Source organism: Variovorax beijingensis, from assembly GCF_007828835.1.
GTDB classification, from domain to species: domain Bacteria; phylum Pseudomonadota; class Gammaproteobacteria; order Burkholderiales; family Burkholderiaceae_C; genus Variovorax; species Variovorax beijingensis_A.
The window spans coordinates 241,098-265,140 of the sequence record NZ_VIVL01000005.1; the positions used below are offsets into that span (position 1 = coordinate 241,098).

18 protein-coding genes and 1 pseudogene are annotated in these 24,043 nt (G+C 66.4%); 11 read left to right on the forward strand and 8 right to left on the reverse strand.

Going from position 1 to position 24,043, the window contains the following annotated elements; genetic code table 11:
* Nucleotides 1-16: 16 nt before the first annotated feature.
* The 3 genes from FB547_RS17240 to FB547_RS17250 all read right to left on the reverse strand — a co-directional run bounded on the left by FB547_RS17240 (nt 17) and on the right by FB547_RS17250 (nt 10,812).
* Nucleotides 17-7,543, reverse strand: coding sequence for an ESPR-type extended signal peptide-containing protein (locus tag FB547_RS17240; RefSeq protein ID WP_145744260.1), 7,527 nt, complete (start codon nt 7,541-7,543; stop codon nt 17-19).
* Between the two features lie 642 nt (nt 7,544-8,185).
* On the reverse strand, nt 8,186-8,620 hold the full coding sequence (locus tag FB547_RS17245) for a DUF4019 domain-containing protein (protein WP_145744262.1): 435 nt from the start codon (nt 8,618-8,620) through the stop codon (nt 8,186-8,188).
* A gap of 326 nt (nt 8,621-8,946) precedes the next feature.
* Nucleotides 8,947-10,812, reverse strand: coding sequence for a histidine kinase (locus FB547_RS17250; RefSeq protein WP_145744264.1), 1,866 nt, complete (start codon nt 10,810-10,812; stop codon nt 8,947-8,949).
* Between the two features lie 180 nt (nt 10,813-10,992).
* On the opposite strand from FB547_RS17250, the gene oxlT reads away from it, so the two are divergent.
* Nucleotides 10,993-12,348, forward strand: coding sequence for an oxalate/formate MFS antiporter (oxlT, locus tag FB547_RS17255; protein WP_145744266.1), 1,356 nt, complete (start codon nt 10,993-10,995; stop codon nt 12,346-12,348).
* 59 nt (nt 12,349-12,407) lie between these two features.
* Here the strand turns inward: oxlT and FB547_RS17260 are convergent, their stop codons facing one another.
* Nucleotides 12,408-13,169, reverse strand: a complete 762-nt coding sequence (locus FB547_RS17260; protein ID WP_145744269.1) for a response regulator transcription factor — start codon at nt 13,167-13,169, stop codon at nt 12,408-12,410.
* Nucleotides 13,170-13,246: 77 nt separating this feature from the next.
* Here FB547_RS17260 and FB547_RS17265 point away from each other — a divergent pair, with 77 nt between their 5' ends.
* Together FB547_RS17265 and FB547_RS17270 are read left to right on the forward strand one after the other, a co-directional pair.
* The gene (locus FB547_RS17265) at nt 13,247-13,639 is read left to right on the forward strand and encodes a VOC family protein (RefSeq protein WP_145744271.1); all 393 of its coding nucleotides are present in this window, start codon (nt 13,247-13,249) and stop codon (nt 13,637-13,639) included.
* A 251-nt stretch (nt 13,640-13,890) separates the two neighbouring features.
* Nucleotides 13,891-14,433 (forward strand): 2'-5' RNA ligase family protein, encoded by a 543-nt coding sequence (locus FB547_RS17270; protein WP_145744273.1) that lies wholly within the window; start codon nt 13,891-13,893, stop codon nt 14,431-14,433.
* Between the two features lie 185 nt (nt 14,434-14,618).
* Here the strand turns inward: FB547_RS17270 and FB547_RS17275 are convergent, their stop codons facing one another.
* A complete protein-coding gene (locus FB547_RS17275; protein ID WP_145744276.1) occupies nt 14,619-15,257 on the reverse strand; it encodes a TetR/AcrR family transcriptional regulator in 639 nt (212 codons plus the stop codon).
* A gap of 96 nt (nt 15,258-15,353) precedes the next feature.
* Between FB547_RS17275 and FB547_RS17280 the strand changes: the two genes are divergently transcribed.
* The 6 genes from FB547_RS17280 (at nt 15,354) to FB547_RS17305 (ending at nt 20,030) form a co-directional block, all read left to right on the forward strand.
* The gene (locus tag FB547_RS17280; RefSeq protein ID WP_145744278.1) at nt 15,354-16,247 is read left to right on the forward strand and encodes an NAD(P)/FAD-dependent oxidoreductase; all 894 of its coding nucleotides are present in this window, start codon (nt 15,354-15,356) and stop codon (nt 16,245-16,247) included.
* 191 nt (nt 16,248-16,438) lie between these two features.
* Nucleotides 16,439-17,284, forward strand: a complete 846-nt coding sequence (locus tag FB547_RS17285) for an alpha/beta fold hydrolase (protein WP_145744280.1) — start codon at nt 16,439-16,441, stop codon at nt 17,282-17,284.
* 65 nt (nt 17,285-17,349) lie between these two features.
* Nucleotides 17,350-18,231 (forward strand): class I SAM-dependent methyltransferase, encoded by an 882-nt coding sequence (locus FB547_RS17290; RefSeq protein ID WP_007830951.1) that lies wholly within the window; start codon nt 17,350-17,352, stop codon nt 18,229-18,231.
* A 38-nt stretch (nt 18,232-18,269) separates the two neighbouring features.
* Nucleotides 18,270-19,076 carry an oxidoreductase gene (locus FB547_RS17295; RefSeq protein WP_145744282.1) on the forward strand — a complete coding sequence of 269 codons (807 nt, stop codon included), beginning with the start codon at nt 18,270-18,272 and terminating at the stop codon, nt 19,074-19,076.
* Between the two features lie 46 nt (nt 19,077-19,122).
* Nucleotides 19,123-19,584: a methyltransferase family protein gene (locus FB547_RS17300; protein WP_145744284.1), complete on the forward strand. Its 462-nt coding sequence runs from the start codon at nt 19,123-19,125 to the stop codon at nt 19,582-19,584.
* Between the two features lie 155 nt (nt 19,585-19,739).
* The gene (locus tag FB547_RS17305) at nt 19,740-20,030 is read left to right on the forward strand and encodes a hypothetical protein (RefSeq protein WP_145744286.1); all 291 of its coding nucleotides are present in this window, start codon (nt 19,740-19,742) and stop codon (nt 20,028-20,030) included.
* An 80-nt stretch (nt 20,031-20,110) separates the two neighbouring features.
* Here FB547_RS17305 and FB547_RS17310 read toward each other — a convergent pair whose 3' ends face one another.
* Together FB547_RS17310 and FB547_RS17315 are read right to left on the reverse strand one after the other, a co-directional pair.
* Nucleotides 20,111-21,187 carry an alkene reductase gene (locus FB547_RS17310; RefSeq protein ID WP_145744288.1) on the reverse strand — a complete coding sequence of 359 codons (1,077 nt, stop codon included), beginning with the start codon at nt 21,185-21,187 and terminating at the stop codon, nt 20,111-20,113.
* A 68-nt stretch (nt 21,188-21,255) separates the two neighbouring features.
* Nucleotides 21,256-22,056, reverse strand: coding sequence for an SDR family NAD(P)-dependent oxidoreductase (locus FB547_RS17315; protein ID WP_145744290.1), 801 nt, complete (start codon nt 22,054-22,056; stop codon nt 21,256-21,258).
* Nucleotides 22,057-22,166: 110 nt separating this feature from the next.
* Between FB547_RS17315 and FB547_RS17320 the strand changes: the two genes are divergently transcribed.
* The gene (locus tag FB547_RS17320; RefSeq protein WP_145744292.1) at nt 22,167-22,697 is read left to right on the forward strand and encodes a MarR family winged helix-turn-helix transcriptional regulator; all 531 of its coding nucleotides are present in this window, start codon (nt 22,167-22,169) and stop codon (nt 22,695-22,697) included.
* A gap of 69 nt (nt 22,698-22,766) precedes the next feature.
* Here the strand turns inward: FB547_RS17320 and FB547_RS17325 are convergent.
* Nucleotides 22,767-23,360, reverse strand: a pseudogene (locus FB547_RS17325) (DUF6088 family protein).
* Nucleotides 23,361-23,768: 408 nt separating this feature from the next.
* On the opposite strand from FB547_RS17325, the gene FB547_RS17330 reads away from it, so the two are divergent.
* Nucleotides 23,769-24,035 (forward strand): flagellar biosynthetic protein FliQ, encoded by a 267-nt coding sequence (locus FB547_RS17330; protein WP_145744294.1) that lies wholly within the window; start codon nt 23,769-23,771, stop codon nt 24,033-24,035.
* Nucleotides 24,036-24,043: the final 8 nt, after the last annotated feature.

Here is a 24,043-nt window from a genome sequence, read left to right on the forward strand (position 1 = left end):
TTTTGATGCGGCCGGCTTACCAGTGGAAGCCCGCACCGGCTGCCACGCCGACCTTGCCGCGCGAGTTGGCCGAGCCGCTGAACTTCACGACCCAGCGGCCGTTGTCCGAGAGCTTCGACACGCCGATGGCGAGGGCGGCCTGGCCATCGAAGCCCGCCACGCCCGCGGACACCATGCTCTTGCCCGGGATGTAGGCCTGCGGCATGTTGGCCATCGCCATCGCGCCGGCCGCGCCCGCGCTGGCATCCTTGGCGATGCTGCGGATCTCGCCGCCCAGCGCGTTGACGCGCGCATCGGTGTAGGCGTTGGCCCCTGCGATGCCGCTGTTGAGCTGGTTCACGTTGACCGCATCGGTGCCCGCGACGCCGGGCGCCACGTTGTGCACCGTGACCGGACCGGTCGCGTTGCTGCCGCCCATCGACACGCTGTTGTAGTTGATCGAGCCATCCGGGTTGATGTCGTACTTGACCGTCGACTGGTCGATCACCGCCACCTGGCCTTGCACGCCGCGCAGCTGCGAGACGTTGACCGCATCGCTGTCGGCCGAGCCCGCGGCCACGCCGGTGATCTGGCGGAACTGGCCGTTGGCCGCATCGCCCACCGACACCGCCGCCAGCGTGCTGGTGGTGGCGCCGATGGCGATGCGCTGCGCCTCGGTGGCCGTGGGCGGCACGTAGCCGGCCACGCCCGCGGCGGTGGAGGCCACCGAGCCCGCGCCCAGCGCCACGCCGCCGGCCTGCGTCACGCTGCTGCCCGCGCCCAGCGCCACGCCTTGCACAGCCGCGGCCGACGACTGCGTACCCAGCGCGATGGAGTCGGCCATGTGCGAGGTCGCGCCCTGGCCGATCGCCACGCCGCCCGGCGCGGTCTGCTGCACCACCGCGCCGTTGCCGATGCCGATGCCGTTGTTGCCGTTGACCACCGTCTGCGGGCCCACCGCCACCGACTCCGCGCCGATGGCCAGCGAGTCCGCCGCGCTCGAGTTGGCGTGGAAGTACAGCGTCGGCGTGACCGCGAACGACATCAGCGCACCCGAGAGCTGGCGCACCGTGACCGCGTCCTGCGCCTGCGTGCCGTCGGCCACGTTGGTGATCTGGCGGTAGCTGGTGGCGCTGCCGACCGACAGGGCGCCCAGCAGCGTGCGGTCGGTGGTGTTGTAGCTGATCAGCGAGCTGCCCGCCGGGATGCTGCCGGTGGAGGGCGCCACGAAGCGGTCAGAGACCGCGCCCGCGCCGATGGCCACCGAGCCCGCGACCGTGGCGCTCGCATCCTTGCCCGATGCGATCGCATCGGCCCCCGTGGCACCCAGGTTGTCCTCGTTGCCGCCACCGGTCGAGTTGACGCTGTAGTACCGGGTCTTGTTGGCCGTGACCGTGGTGCTGAGGTTCTCGATCGACTGGTTGGTGGCGAACAGCTGCGAGCCGTTGATCGCATCGGTCGAGCTGCCCGAGATCCGGCCCGCCGCCACGTTGGTGATGGTGCGCTCCGCGCCCACCGCACCGACGCTGACTGTGCTTGCCGGCGTGGTGCCCGCGAAGCCGTAGGTCGTGCCGTTGATCACCGTGCTGGCCGTGCCCACCGCGGCCACCGTGGTGGAGCCGGCGCCCAGCGCCACGTCGTTCGCGTTGTTGGCGACCGCATTCGGGCCGATCGCGACCGAGTCCGTGCCCAGCGCCTGCGAGTCGGGCAGCGTCGAGGTGGCGTGGAAGTACTTGATGCCTCCGCCGTTGTTGATGTCGCCGATCGTGTTGCCGAGGTTGGTGATCTGCGTGGTGTTCGCCGTCACCTGCTGGTTGGTGGCAAAGAGCTGCGAACCGTTGATGGCATCGGTCGAGGTGTTGGAAAGCCGGCCCGCCGCCACGTTGGTGATGGTGCGCTCCGCACCCACGCTGCCCACGCTCACCGTGCTCGCCGGCGTGGTGCCCGCGAAGTTGTAGGTGGTGCCGCCGATCACCGCGCTGGCCGTGCCCACGGCCGCGGCCGTCGTCGAGCCGGAACCCAGCGCCACGCTGTTGGCGTCCGACGCCGTGGCGCCGAGGCCGATGGCCACGGCCGACGTGCCGCTCGCCGCCGCGTTCTTGCCCGACGCGATGGCGTCGGCCCCGCTGGCGCCAGTGTTGTCCTCGTTGGTGCCGCCGGTGGAGTTGACGCTGTAGTACTTGGTCTTGTTGGTCGTGACCGTGCTGCTGAGGTCCTCGATCGACTGGTTGGTGGCGAACAGCTGCGAGCCGTTGATCGCATCGGTCGAGGTGCCGGAGATCCGGCCGGCCGCGACGTTGGTGATCGTGCGCTCGGCGCCCACGCTGCCCACGCTCACGGTGCTCGCGGGCGTGGTGCCCTGGAAGTTGTAGGTCGTACCGTTGATCACGGCGCTGGCCGTGCCGACGGCCGTGGCCGTGGTCGAGCCGGAGCCCAGCGCCACGTCGCCCGCATTGGCCGTCGCCGCAGCAGCATCGCCGATGGCCACGCTGCCCGCCTTGCCCACCGCACCGGCGGTGGAGCCATTGCCCAGTGCCACCGAGCCCTGGCCGATCGCCTTGTTGGCATTGCCGATCGCGACCGCACCGTTGGCCTGGTTGGCTGCGGTGGCCGAGGCCGTACCGTCGCTGTTGGCGGTGTTGTTGGCACCGCCGGTAAAGGCACCGGTGCCGCTCGCGTAGCTCGGATCGCCGATCACCACGGCGCCGTTGCCGTAGGCCGTGTTGCCCGAACCGATCGAGATGGCCTTGCCGCCCGTGGCCGTCGCTCCCTTGCCGATGGCCACCGCCTCTGCCGAATCGGCCGTCGCGCCGCTGCCGATCGCCACGGTATCCGCGGCGCTGGCGCGCGAGCCGTTGCCCATTGCCACGCCGCTGGCACCGGCCGCCGAAGCGTTCACGCCGGCCGCCAGGGCATTGAGGCCCGTGGCGCCGTCGTTCGCATAGTTCCCCTGCTTCGTGCCGCCGTCGTTCACGCTGTAGTAGCGGATCTTGGCTCCGTCTATCTGGGTGTTCAGCTGGCTCACGTTCACCGCGTCGGTGGGTGCCACGCCGGGGGCCACGTTGGTGATGACCGTGTTGCCGGCATTGATGCCGGTGATCGTCACGCTCGGGCCGCCCGTGATCGTGAGGCCGTTGTTGTTCAGCACCGTGCCGCCGGTGGTCACGCTGGTGAAGGTGGGCGTTGCGCTGGTGGCGATCTGCACCTCGGCGCCATTCTGCGTGATGGCGATGTTGTTGCCCGCCGTGTAGGTGGCGGTGGCGCCCGGGGCGATGTTCTGCACGCTGGTGCCGGTCACGGTGCCGGTGCCGGTTTGCGCCGTGGTCACGTTCCAGCCCTTGCCGGCGGTGACGGCCACGGCATCGATCGCCGAGTTGGTGGCGAACAGCTGGCTGCCGTTGATGGCGTCGGTCGAGGTCTGGGAGATCCGTCCCGCCGCCACGTTGGTGATGGTGCGCTCGGCACCCGGAGCGCCCACGCTCACCGTCGAGGCCGGCGTGGTGCCCTGGAAGTTGTAGGTCGTGCCGTTGATCACGGTGCTGGCCGTGCCGGCCACCTTGCTCGTGGTGGAACCCGCGCCCAGCGCCACGTCGCCCGCGTTGGCGCTCGCGTTCGCGCCAGAGCCCAGTGCCACCCCGTTGACCGTGCTGACCGCGGCGTTGGTGCCCATGGCCACGCTGCCGGTGGCCGCCGCGGTGGTGCTGGCGCCCACGCCCGCGGCAATGGAGTTGATGCCCTGCGCCCCGTCGTTGTTGACGTTGCCGCCGGCCACCCCGTTGTCGTTCACGCTGTAGTACTTGGTCTTGTTGGCCGCCACCGTGTCGTTCAGCTGGTCCACGTTGACCGCATCGGTGGGTGCCACGCCGGTCGCCACGTTGGTGATGACCGTGTTGCCGGCATTGATGCCGGTGATCGTCACGCTCGGGCCGCCCGTGATCGTGAGGCCGTTGTTGTTCATCACCGTGCCGCCGGTGGTCACGCTGGTGAAGCTGGGCGTTGCGCTGGTGGCGATCTGCACCTCGGCGCCGTTCTGCGTGATGGCGATGTTGTTGCCGGCCGTGTAGGTGGCGGTGGCGCCCGGTGCGATGTTCTGCACGCTGGTGCCGGTCGCGGTGCCGGTGCCGGTCTGGGCCGTGGTCACGTTCCAGCCCTTGCCGGCGGTGACGGCCACGGCATCGATCGCCGAGTTGGTGGCGAACAGCTGGCTGCCGTTGATCGCATCGGTCGAGGTGCCGGAGATCCGGCCGGCCGCGACGTTGGTGATGGTGCGCTCGGCGCCTGGAGCGCCCACGCTCACCGTCGAGGCCGGCGTGGTGCCCTGGAAGTTGTAGGTCGTGCCGTTGATCACGGTGCTGGCCGTGCCGACGGCAGCGGCCGTCACCGAGCCCGAGCCCAGTGCCACGTCGCCTGCATTGTTGGCCACGGCCGTGTCGCCGAGCGCCAGGGCCGAAGCTGCGAGCGCCTGCGCGCCGTTGCCGACCGCCGTGGCGCGCACCGCGGCGGCGGTCGCGCCCGGGCCGATGGCCGCCGCAGCCTCGCCGGACGCGTTGGCGAACTCGCCGACTGCCAGGCTGTTGGTGGCGCTGGCGGTGGAGAAGGCGCCCAGCGCCGTGGAGCCGCTGGCCCCCGATGCCGTGGCGTTGACGCCGATCGCGGTGCTGCTGACGGCCGAAGCCTTGGTGCCGGTGCCGATCGCAATCGCATCGCCGGCCGACGCGCTCGCCCCGAAGCCCTGCGCAACGGACTGATCGCCCGAGGCAGAGGCTGCCACGCCGCTCGCCAGCGAATTGGCGCCGGTCGCACCGTTGTTGGTGTAGTTCGCCTGCTGCACACCGCCGTCGTTCACGCTGTAGTAGTGGGTGGGCGTGCTGGCCGCGATGGCTTGCACCGCCTGGTTGGTGGCATAGAGTTGCGAGCCGTTGATGGCATCCGTCGATGTCGCCGAGATCCGCCCCGCGGCCACGTTGGTGATGGTGCGCTCGTTGCCGACGCTGCCCACGCTCACGGTGCTCGTCGGCGTGGTGCCCTGGAAGTTGTAGGTCGTGCCACCGATGGTGGTGCTGGCCGTGCCGACCGCAGCCGCCGTCACCGAACCCGAGCCCAGCGCCACGTCGTCTGCATTGTTGGCCACTGCCGTGTCGCCGAAGGCCACCGCACCCGCCGCCAGCGCGCTGCTGGTGCTGCCGATCGCGACACTGCCCTGGCCCACCACCGTGTTGCGGTAGCCGATGCCGACCGCGCCCTGTGCTGCCGTGCCCGGCGTGCTGACCGCCTGCCCGCCGCCGCCCACCATGTTGGTATTGCCCATGGCCACGGAACCGTCGCCGGTGGCGGTGTTGTCCAGGCCCGAGGCGATCGCACCGTTGCCGGTGGCGGTGTTGGGGTCGCCGATGGCGACCGCGCCGTTGCCGTTGGCGACGTTGCCCGAGCCGATCGAAACCGCGCGACCGCCCGTGGCCCTGGCGCCGTGGCCGATCGCGACCGCGTCATCGGCATCAGCGACGGATTCACCGCCCATGGCGATGGCATTGGCGCCCGACGCAAGGGCGCCCGCGGTGGCATTGCCGCCCATCGCCACCGCGCCGATGCCGGTGGCGCGCACGGCCGTCGCTGCCGTGGTCCCGCCCGAACCGAGCGCCGTCGCGTAGTCGGCAGCCGCATTGGTGCGGGTACCTGCCGCCAGCGCATCCAGGCCGGTTGCCCGGCTTCCGATTCCCAGTGCGACAGCCCGATCCTGTGAGGCCGTCACGTCCGTGCCAATCGCGATGGCACTCTCTCCCAGCGCGCCCGCTCCTGGAGCCGTGCGCGCGCCAAGATTGATGGAGTTGATCTTGGATGCAATCGCCTGGAAGCCGATCGCGATGGCGTTCGGACCGCCAGCACTGGTGCCGGTGCCCTGAGCAAGGGTATTTGCTGCCGATGCCGTTGCCCGCGAACCGAGGGCGATTGCGTTGTCCGCGCCCGCATTCGCGCTCAAGCCGATCGACGTGGTCGCATTGCCCGCGACGCCGATACCTGCGTTGGTGCCGATGGCGACATTGTCGTTGCCGCTGACCAGATTGCCTGCCGAGGCGTCCAAGGTGGCGTCGTAGGCAACCGTGCCGTCGCCCGAACCGAAGGCGACGTTGCGCGCTCCCGTGACGCCCGAACCCGCGCCCCGCATCACGCTCGCAATGCCCCCGCCCATGGCGGTGTTCTGCGCGCCGCTGACCAGCGTTCCGGCGGCAATGCCCACTGCGACCGAACCCGTATTGGCGACCGTCGAGCCCGCACCGGCACCCTGGCCGACAGCAACCGTGCTGGTACCGGCAGCGAGCGCTTCCGCTCCGAGCGCAAGCGAACTGTTCCCTACCGCCCGGGCGGTGTTCCCGAGGGCTGTGGCTGCGTCGCTGGTCGCCTGTGCCTCATTGCCTAGCGCGACGGTGCGCAGTCCAAGCGCCTTGCTCCCCCATCCTCCGGCAAACGCAAAAGCGGCGCCGGCCGTGGAACTGACACCGACCGCTGTGGAGTTCCCTCCCGAGGCATTGGCGAAGGTGCCCAACGCGCTGGCGCCAGCTCCGGTGGCAGTGGCGGCAGCTCCCAGCGCGACTGCATTGATGTTGCTAGCGACCGTGCCGGTACCTACCGCGACTGCAGATGTCGCAGTCGCATTCGCGTCCAAGCCGATTGACGTCGTCGCGCTGGCCGCGACGCCGATGCCTGCGTTGGTGCCGATGGCGATATTGTCGTTGCCGCTGACCAGACTGCCTGCCGAAGCCTTCAAGGTGCCATCGTAGGCGACCGTGCCATCGCCCGAACCGAAGGCGACGTTGCGCGTCCCCGTGACGCCCGAGCCCGCGCCCCGCATCACGCTCGCAATGCCCCCGCCCATGGCGGTGTTCTGCGCGCCGGAGACAAATTGTCCCGAGGCAATACCCACTGCGACCGAACCCGTATTGGCGCTCGACGAGGCCGCGCCGGCCCCCTGGCCGATCGCAACGGTGCTGTCCCCGACCGCCTGAGCGGTTGCCCCAAGGGCGGTGGCTGATGCGCCGGTGGCCAAGGCTTGGAATCCAACCGCAGTGGCCCGGAGCCCGCTGGAATTCACGTCTGTGCCGATTGCAATGGCGCTCTCGGCCAATGCACCTGTCCCAGCGGCTGTGCGCGCGCCCACGTAAATGGCATTGGTCGCAGAGGCAATGGCGTTGATGCCGAGACTCGTGGCATTTGTGCCTCCGCTGAACGCGTTGAAGCCTATTGCAGTGGCTCCGCCGAAAGTCGCTTGGGACTGCTGACCTGCACAGGTCGAGCTGAGGTTGTAGGAGTAGTACGGAGCCGCGGTACAGAGCGCCTGCGCCTGGACCGACGAGGCCCACCCCATCCCGCCCATCGCCGCCAGCGCCGCCACGATCCTGGCGAACTTGCCGTAGACCTTCGAGGTGCCCGCCGGCCGCGACGGCTCGGCATCCGGGCCGCTCGCCAGTGCCCGCGAAGAACCCTTTTTGCCCCGTGCCGATGCGAGCTCGGAGGCCGCCACCCAGGCGCCCAATGCCTCATTCCAGATGCTGCGGTACGACTTATTCATGCATTTCTCCTCGATTGTTCAAGACGCCAGAAGCCTTGCTCCACGGCAAGCGAGATCCACGGATGGCAGGTGCCATAGCCTTTAGAAATAATTGCAAAACTTTTTGTTCAATTGCAATTAAACGGAAACATTTTTTGGGCGGATCTTAAGAGATTGCAGAGGAATGCAACTGGCGTGTGGTGCATTAACGTCATTGCGGCACCGCAGCAATAAAGGATCTTTATCGAGCCTGACCTATGATTAGTAATGTAAATTGATTATTTCTGAAAATACCTAGCATGCATCTCCGGTGGATATCGATAGAAATTTCTATTGCCTTTTCGATGAAAATAGTAACACTAAGTTCTTAAGAATTAGATTTACTGCCACGGATTTCCGTAGTGGCGAATTGAAAATTTATATCAATTGCTTTGCGACGGTAGTGCACCGAATTGGAGTGCCCCAAATTGGCCGGCACCGAATTGGCGCGGCGGCGCGAGCTGCTGCGGATGGCTGCGGCGCGTGCTCAGGAGACGGTGCGCAGCCCGTCGAGCGGGGAGGGGGAAATTGCTGTTGCGAACACCTGCCGCCATGGGGTGTTCGCGAGGCAGATGCGCCGCGAGAACCGCGGCGCATCGAAGGGAACGGCTTGGCGGGAGCGGCTTAACGCAGCACGTAGCCGCTCAGGCGCCACGTGCCGCTGGCGTCGAGGCGAAAACTCGTCATCTCGCGCACCACCCGGTTGCTCGCGTTGGCAAAGCGGGTTTCGTATTCGACGTTGATGTATTGGCCGGCCACATCGGGATCGTCGTTTGCAACCAACTGGCGATTGACCGAGACCCAGGTGCGCTGCTGCGCCGCGCCGAGTGGCGACCGCGATGCCTCGACCTGGCGAACGAACTCGGGACGTGCGACCCGCTTTTTGGTGGCGGGGCCCGAGCCGTCCCAGAGTTCGCCGATCTTGCCCTGGTCCACCAATTGGATCGCTTGCAGGCCGCCGCGAACCATGTTCGTCGGATCGGCGTCCTGGGCCGAGGCCGTGCTCATCCAACCCGCCAGGAATGCGGCGCCGAGCAGCAGTTTGCTTTTTGAGGTCATGTCAGGTCCGGGAGTGATATGAATTTCAACATGTAAATATACCGATTCGCATGCGGCACTTTCATGGTGCCGTACGTTTATAGCACTCGGGATTGATGCGCGAATGCGGATGCCGTCGCGCGATGGCACCTTGATAGGCAATTAAGAATCGCGCCGATCTTTCCATTGCCATTGAAGCGCGAGTCTTCAATGTGCATGCAACACGCTTCGATGCCTGCGGCACTTGAAAGAAATGAAGAAGCAGCAATCGCTTGCCAGGCGTTGCCTGCATTGAATCTGGATGCGGGCGTGGACGGTGCCCGGCGCAGCGGTTGCGGATCGCGGTCTTACGCTGAGCCCGCCTGCGTCCATCGCAGCGACACGCGGGTGCCTTCGCCGCCGCGGCTGTCGATGCGCAGATGGGCGCCGATCGCTTCAGCCTGCTCCCGCAGTCCCACGAGCCCGTAGTGCCCCGCGGCACCTGCACTCGGCTCGAAGCCGATGCCGTCGTCCGCGATCTCCAGTTCGATGCTGTCGCTCGCAGCCATGCGCTGCAGGCGGATCAGCAGCCGTGCCGCGCCCGCGTGCCGTTCGACGTTGCGCAGCACTTCCTCGCACATGTGGAACACGGTTTCCGCCGGCTCGGCTGCGAGCGCGGACAACGCAGGGTCGATCCGGCAGTCGAGCTCGATGCCGGAGCGTTCGCTCAGGTTCTTGGCCAGCTCGGCCAGCGCGGCCCCCAGCCCGATGTCGCGCACCGGGTTGCTGCGCAGCTGGTCGATCGCGCGGCGCGCTTCGTCCAGCCCGTCGCGCGCCGCCCGTTCGGCCCGGACCAGCTCGTCCGGCAGCGCATCGGGCCGGTTCGATGCCAGGTGCTTGAGCACGCGGATCTCGGTGAGCATCGCCATCATGGAATGCGCCAGCGTGTCGTGCAGCCCGCGCGCCAGCCGAAGGCGCTCGCGCACCACCGCGGCATCGCGCGATTCCTGCGCGAGCCGATTGATCTCCTCGGTGCGCTGGCGCACGCGTTCGTCCAGCTCGGCATTGAGCCGGCGCAACTCGTCGCGTTCGCGCCGCAGCGTGTCCAGCAGGCGGTCGAGCGCGCTGCCCAGCCGCGCGGCTTCGTCGACGCCTTGCGGCACCTCGATGCGCGTGGCGCTGCCGGCCAGCACCGCGTCCGCGGAATGGGCGATCACGCTCACACGGCGCGTGAGGCGGCGCGCCATGACGATGCCCGCCACCGCGGCGGCCAGGCCCAGCAGGCTCAGCACGATCGAGATGCGCCATTCGATGGCAGTCGCAAACGCCGCGACCGATTCGACCGGCTGGATCACCACGGCTTGCCAGCCGAGGCGGCGCAGCGTGCCGTCACGCGCATTGGGCGGGGTCGCGATCAGGTAGGGCCGGTTGTCCAGCAGCCGCCTTGTGCGGATGCGCGTGGGCAGATCGGATCCGTCGTTCCCCAGGCCTGCGACCACGGGATCGAAGGGCGTGATCGGATCGCCGGCATCCTGCCAGCGCTGCCCCAGAAGCGCGCCCGGCCCGTGGCGCACGATGCCGTCGCGGTCGATCAGCAGCCATTCGCCCGGCGAGGCGCGGATCTCGCCCATCATCTTCTGCACCCAGTTCCAGCGCAGGTTCGCGGCGACGACACCGATGATTGCGCCGTCCGCGTTGCGCACCGGCGCAGTGAGCTTCAGGAAGCGCTCCTGCGGCGAGCGGCCTTCCTCGATCCATGCGGCGTCCAGGCCCTGCGAGATCCACGCGTGCTGATTGACGTTCTGGCCGACCACCTGCTCGTCGGTGGCGGCGACGATGAAGCCGTCGGCATCCGTCACCGCCAGCCAGATCAGGTCGGGCACGCCGCGGCGCACCGCCTCGAGCGAGCGCTTCAGGCGCGCGCCCTCGCTGTGCTGCACATCCTCCGACAGCATGGCCGCCACCACGCTGACGGCCTGCAGCCGCAGCAGCAGCGCGGTGTCGAGTTCGGCATTGACGTGCTCGGCCGCGGCTTCCAGGCGCTGGCCGTGCTGTTCGAGCAGCGTCGCCCGCACGAAGCTGCGCAGCCACAGGTTGGCCACGAGCGCCAGGCACAGGGTGAGCGCAATCAGCAGCCAGCCGATCGCGGCAGCCATGGAGCGCCGTGGGTCGATGCGGCGTGCGAGGTTCATTGGCTGCGGATTCTCGCAGCCGGTGGCCGTGACTTTCGGCATGGGTACTTCCCCGGAGTCCTCGGGGTTTGTCTCGATCCGCCGCGTGACTTCCGGCAGGCGCGCCGGCGGCGGTTTGCGGCAACAGTTGCACCCATCGCGATCCGTGCCCGCAGCGCGACTGAATCCCAACCTCAACGTGCCGCGACGCGATCGGCGCGACAACGAATGGAGACCCAACGAATGAACCCCGCTTCCCTGACGCAGGCCGCATCCGGCGCGCCGCCGCGCCTGTTCGACAACCGCTGGCTGCAACTGGCCGTCGGCATCGTCTGCATGATTGCCACGGCCAACATCCAGTACGCATGGACCTTGTTCGTGCCGGAGATCCAGGGCAAGTTCGGCTGGGAGCGCGCATCGATCCAGATTGCCTTCACCATCTTCGTGCTGGTGCAGACCTGGCTCGCGCCGATCGAGGGCTATTTCATCGACAAGTTCGGTCCGCGCCTGATCGTGGCTTTCGGTGCGCTGTTCATCGGCGCGGCCTGGGTCGTCAACTCGCAGGCCACGACGCTGATGGGCTTCTACATCGGCGCGGCCATCGGCGGCATCGGCGTGGGTTCGATCTACGCCACCTGCATCAACAACGCGCTCAAGTGGTTCCCCGACCGCCGCGGCCTGGCGGTGGGCCTGACGGCGGGCGGCTACGGCGCCGGCTCGGCCGCCACCATCCTGCCGATCGCCGCGATGATCGAGAGCTCCGGCTTTCAGCAGGCCTTCCTGTTCTTCGGCCTGCTGCAGGGCTCGCTGGCTTTCATTGCGGCCTGGTTCCTGCGCGCGCCCAAGGGCAACGAAGTGCGGGGCTCGACCAAGCTCGTGCAGAGCCGGCGCGACTACACGCTGGGCGAGGCGCTTCGCACGCCGCTGTTCTGGCTGATGATCCTGATGTTCTCCTGCGTGGTCACCGGCGGCATGATGGCCGTGGCGCAACTGGGTGTGATCGCGCAGGACCTGGGCGTGAAGAACTTCAAGGTGGACCTGTACTTCGTCACCATGGCCGCGCTGCCGCTCGCGCTGATGCTCGACCGTGTGATGAACGGCATCTCGCGCCCGCTGTTCGGCTGGATCTCCGACCACATCGGCCGCGAGAAGACGATGGTGATCGCCTTCACGCTGGAGGGCATCGGCATCATCGCGCTGGGCTACTTCGGCCACAACCCGTGGGCCTTCCTGATCCTGTCGGGCGTGGTCTTCCTGGCCTGGGGCGAGGTGTACTCGCTGTTCTCGGCGCTCGCGGGCGACGCTTTCGGCACCAAGCACATCGGCAAGATCTATGGCGTGCTGTACTGCGCCAAGGGCGTCGGCGCGCTGTTCGTGCCGCTCGGCAACCTGATGATGGAAGCCACCGGCACCTGGTCGACCGTGCTCTACACCGTCGCAGCGCTCGACCTGTTCGCCGCCTTCCTGGCCATCGTCGCGCTGCGGCCGATGCTGGCCCGGCACACCGCCAGCAATGCCGCCGCATCGCATGCGCCTTCGCCGGCAGCACCTGATCTCGCGATGCCCGGCGGCCTGTCGCCTGCAGGCCGCACGGCCTGACACCCCGCTGCCCATTCCAGTGCCCCCTTGGGGGGAGGCGCCGAAGGCGCTTCGGGTGCTTACTTCTTCAACACCAGCACCGCCAGTTCGGTGCGGGTGTTCGCGTGAAGCTTCTGCATGATCCGGCTCACGTGGTTCTTTGCCGTTCCCTCGGCCAGGTTGAGCGCGGTGGCGATCTGGCGATTGCCATAGCCCTTGGCAATCAGTTCGAGCACGGCGGCCTCGCGCTCGGTCAGGGGTTTGGTCGCGGTCGCCGAATCGGGCGGCGATGGATCGCCGGGTGCGGCGGCCTGTGCCGCGGCGCGCGGATCCGGCGCGGGCGGGGAGGGCGGCTCTTGCGCGACGCGATCGGCCAGCAGCCGGAACTGGTCCATCACCTTGCGCGCGATCTGCGGTGTCAGCCGCGACTCGCCGCGATGCACGGCCCGCACGGTGTCCAGCACCTCTTCTTCCGAAGCGTCCTTGAGCAGGTAGGCCTGTGCGCCTGCGCGCACCGCGTCGAAGACGAGGTCGTCGCGGTCGAAGGTGGTCAGCACCATCACGCGCGTGTGCGGTAAGGCAGCCGAGATCTCGCGCGTCGCGAGCACGCCGCCCTTGCGCGGCATGTGCAGATCCATCAGCACCACGTCTGGCAGCAGGCGGCGTGCCAGCTCCACGGCTTCCACGCCATCGGCCGCCTGGCCGAGCACCTCGATGTCCGGCGCGGCGTCCAAAAGCATGGCCATGCCGCGACGGATCAGTGCCTGGTCGTCGGCAATCAGCACGCGGATTTTCTGCGCGGCATGCGAAGAAGAGGATGACGGCTCGGCAATGGTGCTCATGGCAGGGACGATTGTGCCCCGAGGGCTCCGAGCCCGTCACAATTTGCTGAGTCGACCGCTACACAAAAGGAAATCCGATGTCACATGCCAACCAACTGCGCCCGTTTTCGTTCGTGCTCGCTGTTCCGGACCTCGAGCGAAACACCGCCTATTTCAGGGACGCCCTGGGCTTCGAGACGCAGTGGCCGGAAGGGACCGGATGGCAGCTTCTTTCGCGAGGAGATGTGCGCATCATGATGGGCCATTGTCCGGACGCCCTGCTGCCGTCTGCAACGGGCGACCACAGCTACTTCGGCTATCTGCATGTGGATGACGTCGATGCGCTCCATGAAGAATTCGTCCGGCGCGGCGCGTTGATAAAGCAGGCGCCCGCAGACAAGCCGCATGGCATGCGCGAGTTCTCGGTTGCGACGCCTGACGGACACCGACTCATGATTGGCCAGGACCTTGCGTCGAGGGCGGGGAGCTGAACTGGCTTGCGGAAAAACGACCATGCAGAGGCCTCATTTGAAGAACTCTTGCCTGAACTCGCAAGATTCAACATCAGGACACGAGGCCAGTTGGTGGCGCTCATGACTCATCATCGAAAGCGGCTCCTGCGAATCGACAGTGAGCTGCTCGATGCATGGCATCCGCCGTCAGTACTGGTCCGCCTATCCCGCGCTGATTCGCATCGCGCTCGGACCTTTCGGCTCACCGCCTGTTGAATATCATGCGGCCCATGGCGATATCCGCGTTTGCTGTCAAAGTGCCCTCGGCCGAGCCGTGGGTCGGCGACCTTCGGCAGCGCTTCGACGCGACGACGGAGCTGGGCGTGCCAGCGCACATCACTGTGCTTGTGCCGTTCATGGACCCTCAGCACATCACGCCTGCCGTACTGGATCGGGCGCAACGCGCGTTGGATCGCGTGGCTGCGTTCTCCTTTTCGCTGGACAGGGTCGCGCGCTTCCCGGCGACCGCGTATCTCGCGCCGGAACCGCCCGGGCCGTTCATCGCGATGACCAGGGCGCTCGTGGATGTCTTTCCAGATTTCCAGCCGTACGGCGGGGAGCACCAAGGAGTGGTTCCGCACCTGACCGTTGCCCATGGAAACCCATCCGAGGCCGATGCAGCCGCTGCTGAGTTGCAAAAGCGGCTGGATGCATTCGGCGGCATCCGGGCGGATTGCGCCTCGGTCGTGCTGATCGAAAATTCGACAGGCCACTGGGAAGAGTTGCATGTCTCCCACTTGCCGTCGGCCGATACCCTGGACCGTGACGATTGACGCCACTCGGTTCCGGATGCCAAACCACTAACTGATCGTTCTCGCGTTCGCCTTGTGCCTGGCTGGCGCCTTTGTCTGCATCTGCCTCGGCGGCTTCTACACGATGAAGGTCATGACACCAGGCTCGACATTCGGGATCGGCATGTTGTGCGAGCCAACCAAGCGCCGCACGAGAGATCGGGTACCTACGCGCCGTAGGCCGCCATGAAGACCCGCACGGCCTCGCGTAGAAGTGCCCTGTTTTCCCGGGAATCCGGCAGATCGAGCTTCAGCAGCCCGCGGATGTGCCCGGAGCCCAGGAACATCGACAGGAACAGGTCCGCTGCCTGAAGCGGGTTCCGCACCTTCAGCGTGCCCGCCGCGTCGGCACGGCGCAGGTATGCAGCCAGCTCGCCGTTCGCACGCTCCGGACCTTCCTTGTAGAACGCACGGCAGGCTTCCGGCTGCGCCCCCGCGACGCCGTAGACAGCGCGCAACGCGCCGAGGGCGTCCCCGCGCGCCAGTGCGAGAAACCGGGTGCCGACCGCCAGCAGCGCCTCCTCAGGGTGGTTCGGGTCCAGCGCCCCGGCGCCCGGGACGCCATCCACCACCGGCGCCGTCCTGTCGCGCACGACCGCCTGGAACAGCCCCTCCTTGGAGCCGAAGTTGCTGTACACGGTCATCTTGGACACACCGGCTTCCGCGGCAATGGCATCCACGCTGGCACGCTCCAGCCCATGCTCGTTGAAGTGCCTTTGCGCCGCTTCCAGGATACGCCGCACGCGCTCGGGATCGCGCGGCCGGCCGCGTTGGGGCTTGGGAGCAGGAACTGGGGAGCGGGCCATGGGCATATTTAGTGGACTTGACAGTTTACTATATCGAATCTACATTACTGTACTAGATAGTCCAATAATCAACCAGCCCACACGGAGCCCATCACCATGAATGACGTCATCATCATCGGCGGCAGCTTTGCCGGCCTCGCCGCCGCCCTGCAGCTCGGCCGTGCCCGCCGCAAGGTCACCGTTCTCGATACCGGCCGGCCGCGCAACCGCTTTGCCGGCCACTCGCATGGCCTGCTCGGCCACGATCACAAGCCACCGCTGAACATCCTGGCCGAGGCGCGGCAGCAGCTGGCGCGCTATCCAACGGTCAGGCTGGTCAATGCCCGGGCCGAGAGCGTGTCTGGCGCCATCGACGATTTCTGCATCGTCACTGACGATCACGAAAGCCTCGGGGCGCGCCGCGTGATCCTGAGCTACGGCGTTGCTGACCAGATGCCTGAGGTTCCAGGCTTTGCCGAAAGCTGGGGCACGTCCATCGTGCCCTGCCCCTATTGCGACGGCTTTGAAGTCGCCGACCGGCATTGGGGCCTCGTCTGGTCCGGCCCGCAATCGCACAATCAGGCCAGGCTGTTCCGCGATTGGACCGACAAGTTGACTGTCTTCGCCGATGGTCACGACATCCCGCCCGATATCCAGGCCGATCTGGCGCGCCGCAACATGCCTGTCATCGATGGCCGGATCGTCGAGATCGCCCATCACAAGGGCCATATCTCCACAGTCAATCTCGATACCGGCCGCAACGTCGCGGTCGACGTCCTGTTCGCCCATCCGCGCAACAAGCCGTCCGCAAGCCTGCATGAATCACTGGGCCTCGCCACGGTGGATACGCCCACCGGTATCGTCCTCAAGGTCGACGAGCGCCGCCAGACCAGCATGCCCGGCATCTACGCCGCCGGCGACCTGACCACGCCCTTCTTGCCCTCGGTCACCCAGGCATCGTCGCAGGGCGCGATGGCGGGAATCTTCGCCCAGCAATCGATGGTGGTTTGAGGGCATGGATTCCCTGCTCCGGTTGCCGCGGGCTTGATTCTGAAAGCTTGCGGGCCGGTGTCACGGAGAGCCGGCTGGCCGGCTGACCCCGCATTACACCCGGCGCCTGAGGACACGCGCCTGTCCAAACCAGGAACGCCGAAGCCAGCATCAGCATCTCTCGTCCGACCGCTCTTGGAGAAGCCCCACACATGGAGTTCGAACACGTCACTTTCGACCTGCCACACGGCACCTTTCATGCGTTGCAGGGGGGTGATCCCGATGGCCAACCGACCATCGTCTTGCACGGCTTCCCGGACCATCCGCCGACGGCGAAGCCCTTCCTTGCCGAGCTCGGTCGCCGTGGGCGTCACGTCGTCTCCCCCTGGCTTCGCGGTTACGCCCCGTCCCCGACTGCGGGGCCGTTCGACTTCGCTGCCCTCACCGGCGACGTGATCGCCCTGATCGACCGCTGGTCTCCGGGGCGGCCCGTGGAGTTGATTGGCCATGACTGGGGCGCCCTGGTCACCTACGATACCTGCGTCACCGCGCCGGAGCGGATCGAACGCGCGGTCACGCTCGCAATCCCTCATCCACTCACGTTCATGCGCCAGCTTGCGCGCCCCGCTCAGCTACGCCGGAGCTGGTACATGGGACTCTTTCAACTGCCGGGAAGCGGCTGGATGGCCGCCGCCCGCGATCTCGCCCTCATCGACCACCTCTGGCGTCAGTGGTCGCCCGGCCTCTCGCTAGCTCCTGCTCTCCAGGCAGAGCTGCACGAGCACCTGCGGGCGAGCATGCCCGCGCCTCTCAAGTACTACCGGGCGATGCTGCGCCCTGGCATGCTTGGAGCGACGCGCCGCCTGTCTCGGCCTATCGCGGTGCCCCTGTTGCAGCTTCACGGTGCCGACGACGGCTGCATCCTCCCCCAGCAGGTCGACGACCGACATCGGTTCGCCGCTCCGCACGCGCTGGAAGTCATCCCCGGGGTCGGTCACTTCCTGCACATCGAGGCCCCCGAGGCGATCGCGAAACGGATCGCGGCATGGGCCGAGTAGCGTCATTTCCCCCTGCCTCGATAAAAGGGTAGCTAGTTAAGAACGAATCAGAACTAGGAGATAGCATGACAGAGAAAAATGCCTATCAGGTCGCCGACTGGAATGGCCAAAGCGGAGAGCGCTGGGTCGCCAACCAGGCCCGGCTCGACGCCATGGTGGCGGTGTTCGGCCAGGCCGCGATCGAAGCCGTCGCGCCTGCGACGGGCGAGCGCGTGCTGGACGTCGGCTGCGGCGCGGGCGCGTCGAGTCTGGCTCTGGCCGCCCGCGTTGGCCCGGGGGGCCAAGTGCTGGGAGTGGACATATCCGAAGCGCTGATCGACCGAGCGCGCGCGCTTGCGCCACAGGATACGCCGGCCCTGTTCCGGGTGGCCGACGCCAGCAGCGCCGAGCTGCCCGAGGGCGCGTTCGACATCCTGTTTTCGCGTTTCGGGGTGATGTTCTTCGACGATCCGACAGGGGCGTTCGCCCACTTGCGACGCGCGCTCCGGCCGGGCGGGCGGGTCGCTTTCGTCTGCTGGCGCGGCGTGGCCGAGAACGATTGGGTGCGCCTGCCGATTGGCGCGCTCAAGAGCATCGTCCCGTTGACCGCGCTGCCCGATCCCGAAGCGCCCGGCCCATTTTCGTTCGGCGACCAGGGACGAGTGGCGCGCATCCTGACGGCAGCCGGCTTCACCGATATCGCTATCGCGCCCTTCGATGCTTCCGTCCCGTTCGGCGAGGGCGGGACGCGGGACGCTGCGATCGACGACGCGGTGAAGATGGCGCTCGAGGTCGGCCCGCTTTCGCGCGCGCTCGCTGATCAGCCCGACGACATCCGCGCCCGCGCCTCGGCCGCGGTTCGTGCCGTCTTCGCAGGCCTCCCCGGCGAGCGTTCGGTGATGATCGACGGCGCAGCGTGGATCGTCATGGCACGCAATCCGATCAGACCTGCCTCCTTACACAACTGATCCTCCTCACTCCACTGCCTCTACACAACGGAACTGCCATGTCGAATTCCAAAGTTGTCCTCGTCACCGGCGTGTCGTCAGGCATCGGGTGCGCCGCCGCCACAAAGTTTGCCGAACAAGGCTGCCGGGTCTTCGGCACCGTGCGCAACACGGCAAAGGCCCAAGCCATACCTGGCGTCACGCTCATTGAGATGGACATCCGCGACGATGTTTCCGTTGATCGAGGCATTCAGGCCATCATCGCGCAGGCCAAGCGCATCGATGTGCTGGTCAACAATGCGGGTGTGACCCTGCTGGGCGCGACTGAAGAAACCTCGATTGCCGAAGCCCAGACGCTGTTCGAAACCAACCTTTTCGGCCTCTTGCGCGTGATCAAGGCCGTGCTGCCGCACATGCGTCAGCAGCGTTCCGGTCGTATCGTCAATGTCAGCTCGGTGGTGGGCTTTCTATGTTCGCCGTACATGGCCTTGTATGCGGCCTCCAAATACGCTGTTGAAGGGCTGTCCGAGTCACTGGATCATGAAGTACGCCAATTCGGCATCCGCGTGTCGCTGGTCGAACCCTCCTTCACCAAAACCAACCTTGATCTCAACGCGCCTCAGACTGCTGCCAGAATCCCGGACTACAGCAAAGAGCTTGCCATCGTCACCAAAGCCTTCCAGAACAACGTGCAAAAGGCGCCCACGCCTGAAGGCGTTGTGGCGACGATGGTCAGCGCGGCACTTGGTCCGTGGAAGATGCGCCACACGCCCAAGGGCGAAGCGTCCCTCCTGGCCAAGTTGCGCCGTTTCATACCCGCTGGCCCGGTCGAAAAGGGCCTGCGCAAGACGTTCGGACTGGGCTGAAATCACAGCTGTGTTCACGGCCGGGTGCTAGACCTCATGGAGTGATATGAGCGTGCTTGAACTGAAGGTTCCTCCCCCGATCGTGGCGCTTGTCCTGGCGCTTCTTATGTGGCTGACACCAGCCCTCGCGGGCCTTGTGCAGATTCCCTATCCGGCCCGCGTGCTCTGCGCCGTCGTTTTGGTGTGCGTCGGCCAAGGCATCAGCATCGCCGGAATGCTTGCGTTTCGGCGCGCCAAGACCACCGTGAACCCGGTCAAGGCAAGCTTGGCGTCCTCGTTGGTCATCCGAGGCGTGTACCGCTACACGCGCAACCCCATGTATGTCGGGCTCTTGCTGACCCAGTTGGCGTGGGCAGTGTTTCTGGCGAATCCGCTCGCTGTCCTGTGGGTTGTCGTGTACGTGCTCTACATCACTCGGTTCCAGATCATTCCGGAAGAACGTGTGTTGGCGTCTCTGTTTGGGGCAGAGTACGAGGCTTACAAAAGCAGGGTACGCAGGTGGGTATGAGGCCTGACTGGTCTGCATCGTGCCCGGCACCCGACAAGTCGGGCGGATCCGGCGCCCGAGCTCGATCACCGTAGAAGTCGTGCCATGGCCCTGCGGCAGAATCCACCGACCAACGCTCTTCGCCGCGGACCCACCCGGCACGCAGGCATCGCCCCATGGGCTTCAGCATCTACTACACCGCGAAGCGGGACACGCCACTGACCCCCGTCGAGTCGCAGCGCATCGATGCAATCGTGCAATCCTTCGACGTCATCGCCGACGTCGAGCGCTACGCGCACACGGGCAAGGGCCTCAACTGGGAGAGCTTCACGCGCTACGAGACATCGCGGCTGACCGGCGCAGAGGTGTTCTCGGGCGCGACGGCCCTGCCCGACAACAAGCCCTTGGCCATGCACAAGGGCGCCCGCCATTGGATCGAGTGCCTCTCTGGCTGGGCTGTCTGTTGAGCTCGCCGTTCCGGCTGTTCAGCCGGAGCGCCTGAGCCGTCGGCCGCGCCGGCGGCGTGTTTGCTTGCAACCGGCGGTGCCTAGCCCGCGAGCGTCGGATAGTCCGTGTAGCCCTTGGCACCGGGCGTGTAGAAGGTATCCGGCGCAGGCGCGTTCAGCGGCGCGTCCTGGCGCATGCGGTCGACCAGGTCGGGATTGGCGATGAAAGCCCTGCCCATGGCCGTCAGGTCCGCGCGGCCTTCGCTCAGGGCCTGCAGTGCGCTGGCCTTGTCGAGTCCGCCGGCAAGGATGAAGGGGCCGTCGAACGCAGCCCTGAGATCGGTCTTCAGCTGGGCGGGGACGGGCGGGGTGCCCATGGCCGAATGGTCCAGCACATGGACGTACATAAGGCCGAGTGCGGAGAGCTGCTTCACCAGCGCCAGGTACTGTTCGTCCACGCCTTCGAACGCGCCGGTGCCATTGAGCACGCCGTGCGGCGACAGGCGGATGCCCACGCGCTCGGCGCCGATCTCCTTCACGGCCGCACGCGCGACCTCGAGCACCAGCCGGTTGCGCCCTTCGGCCGTGCCGCCGTAGCCGTCGGTGCGGCGGTTGACGTTGGCGTTCAGGAACTGCTCGAGGAGGTAGCCGTTGGCCGCGTGCAGTTCGATGCCGTCGAAGCCGGCCTCGATGGCAAGGCGCGCGGCTGTGGCGTATTCGCCGATCGCGGCCTGGATGTCGGCCTCGGTCATGGCGCGCGCCGGCGTGTGCGGCTGGTTGCCTTGTGTATCCGTCCACATCTGGCCGGGGCACGTCTCCGACGACGAGCTCAGCACTTCGGCACCGGCCGGCAGGTTGTCCGTGTGGGCCACGCGGCCGGTGTGCATGAGCTGCACGACGATCCTGCCGCCCTTGGCATGCACTGCGTCGGTCACGAGCTTCCAGCCTTGCACCTGCGCGTCATTGAACAGGCCGGGGATCCGGGCGTAGCCCAGGCCGTTGGGCGAGGGCGAAGTGCCTTCGGTGATGATGAGTCCGGCGCCCGCGCGCTGGGCGTAGTACGTGGCCATCAGGCTGTTGGGCGTGTTGTTCTCGGCCGCGCGGCTGCGGGTGAGCGGCGACATCACGGCACGGTTCTTGAGCGGGGTGGCGCGCAGGGAGAAGGCGTCGAAAAGCATGGACTGTCCTGAAGAAGAAAAAGGGAACGAGAAAAAAAGAAGAGGGAATGGCCTCGGCCCGCAGGGGCTCAGGCGACCCGGTAGCGCGGGGCCGGCGTTCCCACCTGGGTGGCGGCGAACAATGCGGAGCGCGCCGCTTCGTACTTCTCCCACAGCGTTGCATCGGCGACCGACGGCCACGTGACCGCTTCGCCCTGGTCCCATCCCGCGAGCGCCGCATCGACCATGTGCTCGGTGGTCATCAAGGCGTCCTTGTTGAGGGCCGCCAGCGGAATGCCCGACAGGTCCCAGATCTCGGTGGCCGTCGAGGCCGGCAGGACCAGCTGGACCTTCACGCCGGTGCCGGCCAGCTCTTCCTGCAGGCCCCGGCTGTATTGCAGTACGAAGGCCTTGGTGCCGCTGTAGACGGCGCTGACGGGCAGCGCATGGATGCCCAGCACCGAAGCGATGTTGATGATCACCCCGTCGTTTCTGGCGATGAAGGCCGGCACCACCGCCTGGGTCAGGCGCGTCAGCGCCGTGACGTTGAGGGCGATCTGCGACAGTGCGTCGCCTGCGGACCTCTGGGCCACCGGCCCCAGCCGCGCAATGCCGGCGTTGTTCACCAGGACGCGCAGGTCGGCGCGGGTGGACAGGATCGTCTCGATGCGCGCCAGGTCCTCGTCCCGGGTCAGGTCGGCGGTGACCGGCTCGGCCTGGATGCCGTGCGCCTTCGAAACCTGTGCGCAGAGGGCTTCGAGGCGGTCGGCGCGGCGGGCGACAAGAATGAGGTCGTAGCCGCGCGCAGCGAGGCGGTCCGCATAGACGGCGCCGATGCCGGAGGAAGCCCCGGTGACAAGAGCGACTTTCCTGGAGCTGGGATGTGTCATGGATGGCTTTCCAATAAAATTGAGGGCTCAACCAAAAAAGTTGAGGGCTCAAATGTAGAAGCGGTCCGACCCCGGCTGCCGTTGGTGCAGCACTCAACCATTTTGTGAACATGGGAATAAACACCAAAGCCGTCGACGCAAAGAACAGCTTGGCCAAGCCGCCCGCGGACGAGCCGGGCGTGCTGGGCGGGCGTGTCTGCACGAACACGGCACTGCGCCTTGCCGCCCGCCGGCTCGGCCAGCTGTATGACGAAGCGTTGGCGCCGTTGGACCTCAAGGCCACGCAGCTCGCGCTCATCGCGGAAATAGACAAGCTCACGGCGACCGCCCCGCAAGGACCGACGCTGCAGGACCTGGCGGCGCGGCTCGCCATCCAGCTGTCGGCGCTGACCCACGCGCTCAGGCCGCTGGTGCGCGACGGCTTCGTCGAGTTGCGTGCGGACGCCAAGGACCGGCGCACCAAGCACGGCGTGCTCACTCCGCTTGGCAAGGCTCGGCTGTCGGAAGCGGTGGTGCGCTGGGCCGCTGCGAACGACCGCGTGGAGGCCGTGCTGGGCCCTGCCTCGGCGGCGAGCCTCCGGGCCCTGGCCGATCAGGTGTCTTCCGACGCGTTCCTGGCGGCATACAGGTCGCGGGATTGATCGCTGGACTTGTAGCCCTGCGTCCTACATCCGCGTACTGCGCGCCCCTGCCTGAGGGCGAAGTAGTATTCAGTCACGAACTGCTTCCTCGCCGATGGCCCTGGCCGTCCAGGACGGCAAGGCAGCACGCGCCGATGTCAGGGTGCGCCGCTCGGAGGGTGGCAGCGTGCGGTGCAAAGCTGCCAGCGATTCGCCGGCATGCGCCGGCTCATCCAGGCCAGAGTGCGCACGGCCGCACCGGCCGGCCCAGATCCCAACGTAAGCATCCAGCGCAGAGCGTGCTTGACCATGACCTCGGCGCGCCCGAGCTTGAGCTTGCGCATGCGCCCCGAGGCCAGGTAGACCTCGCGAATCGGCACCTGCTGAGTCAGGCCCTGCGAATTGGCAGCGTTCGCGCTATGAGTGTCACGATCTCGCCACTTTGGGCGGCCAGCGCATGGACCACTTTTTCAGGTGCTGGCGCACGCGTCCCGAACCGTCTCGACACCGGCGTGACATAGGTGCCGCGCGCAACGCGAGCAGCTTGCCGTCCTTGGTGAGCCGAGACAGTGCCTGATCGATGGCGGCGCGGCTTCCGAGGTGCAGGAATTTCTTGGGCGACAGCACGCCTCCCTCCGGTAAGGACTGTGCGTGCAGCAGGATGGATTCAGGAAGTGTTGTCATGATCGTGTCCGTCATGACTGTCTGGGTTACCACGTGGTCGGTCTGCACAACGGCGCTTGAGCCCTGGCCTGCTGTACGTGCAGCCCGCTCGACGCGGAAAAACGGGGGGCTGCTTCATCGAAACCCCCGATTGCCCTAAACGAACTCACTGCTCGGTTTCGAGAGACGCGGCTGGAATTCGTGAACAACCACTATGCGGCGCAGTTTTGCAAAACAATTAGGCCTTTTTATTTAATATCTAAGTATTAGAAACGATTGAGCTTCATTGCTGATGTTGGACATATTTCACGGAAATCATTGATTTCGGTTTTATTGAATCCTTTGTTTACTAGTTTGGTACTTTAAACAACTAAAATGTATCTATCTCTGATTCTTCAGATTAATACAAACTAATTACCGCTGGCTGGCATGCATCCGGACTTGGCATTGAAGATGATGTCCGATTTATTTTGGACCGGACTCCTGGTGTGCATGCCGCTCCTGGGTCTCACCATGCTCGTGGGCGTTGTCATCAGCGTGCTTCAGGTCGTGACCCAGGTGCAGGAAATGTCTCTGACATTCGTTCCAAAGCTTTTCACCGCCGGTGCGGTCATGATTCTGGCGGGCCCCTGGATGTTGCGTAAGTTGACGCAGTTCACCGTTCAGCTCTGGAGCGGCATTCCCTCGATGTTCTGAATCGAGAG

Excerpts from the sequence above, each read along its gene's own strand:
- FB547_RS17250 (WP_145744264.1), bottom strand. The coding sequence starts at position 10,812 with ATGCCGAAAGTCACGGCCACCGGCTGCGAGAATCCGCAGCCAATGAAC.
- FB547_RS17290 (WP_007830951.1), top strand. The coding sequence starts at position 17,350 with ATGACAGAGAAAAATGCCTATCAGGTCGCCGACTGGAATGGCCAAAGC.
- FB547_RS17330 (WP_145744294.1), top strand. The coding sequence starts at position 23,769 with ATGCATCCGGACTTGGCATTGAAGATGATGTCCGATTTATTTTGGACC.
- FB547_RS17305 (WP_145744286.1), top strand. The coding sequence starts at position 19,740 with ATGGGCTTCAGCATCTACTACACCGCGAAGCGGGACACGCCACTGACC.
- FB547_RS17285 (WP_145744280.1), top strand. The coding sequence starts at position 16,439 with ATGGAGTTCGAACACGTCACTTTCGACCTGCCACACGGCACCTTTCAT.
- FB547_RS17280 (WP_145744278.1), top strand. The coding sequence starts at position 15,354 with ATGAATGACGTCATCATCATCGGCGGCAGCTTTGCCGGCCTCGCCGCC.
- FB547_RS17275 (WP_145744276.1), bottom strand. The coding sequence starts at position 15,257 with ATGGCCCGCTCCCCAGTTCCTGCTCCCAAGCCCCAACGCGGCCGGCCG.
- FB547_RS17320 (WP_145744292.1), top strand. The coding sequence starts at position 22,167 with ATGGGAATAAACACCAAAGCCGTCGACGCAAAGAACAGCTTGGCCAAG.
- FB547_RS17240 (WP_145744260.1), bottom strand. The coding sequence starts at position 7,543 with ATGAATAAGTCGTACCGCAGCATCTGGAATGAGGCATTGGGCGCCTGG.
- FB547_RS17310 (WP_145744288.1), bottom strand. The coding sequence starts at position 21,187 with ATGCTTTTCGACGCCTTCTCCCTGCGCGCCACCCCGCTCAAGAACCGT.
- FB547_RS17270 (WP_145744273.1), top strand. The coding sequence starts at position 13,891 with ATGGCGATATCCGCGTTTGCTGTCAAAGTGCCCTCGGCCGAGCCGTGG.
- oxlT (WP_145744266.1), top strand. The coding sequence starts at position 10,993 with ATGAACCCCGCTTCCCTGACGCAGGCCGCATCCGGCGCGCCGCCGCGC.
- FB547_RS17300 (WP_145744284.1), top strand. The coding sequence starts at position 19,123 with ATGAGCGTGCTTGAACTGAAGGTTCCTCCCCCGATCGTGGCGCTTGTC.
- FB547_RS17315 (WP_145744290.1), bottom strand. The coding sequence starts at position 22,056 with ATGACACATCCCAGCTCCAGGAAAGTCGCTCTTGTCACCGGGGCTTCC.
- FB547_RS17265 (WP_145744271.1), top strand. The coding sequence starts at position 13,247 with ATGTCACATGCCAACCAACTGCGCCCGTTTTCGTTCGTGCTCGCTGTT.
- FB547_RS17245 (WP_145744262.1), bottom strand. The coding sequence starts at position 8,620 with ATGACCTCAAAAAGCAAACTGCTGCTCGGCGCCGCATTCCTGGCGGGT.
- FB547_RS17260 (WP_145744269.1), bottom strand. The coding sequence starts at position 13,169 with ATGAGCACCATTGCCGAGCCGTCATCCTCTTCTTCGCATGCCGCGCAG.
- FB547_RS17295 (WP_145744282.1), top strand. The coding sequence starts at position 18,270 with ATGTCGAATTCCAAAGTTGTCCTCGTCACCGGCGTGTCGTCAGGCATC.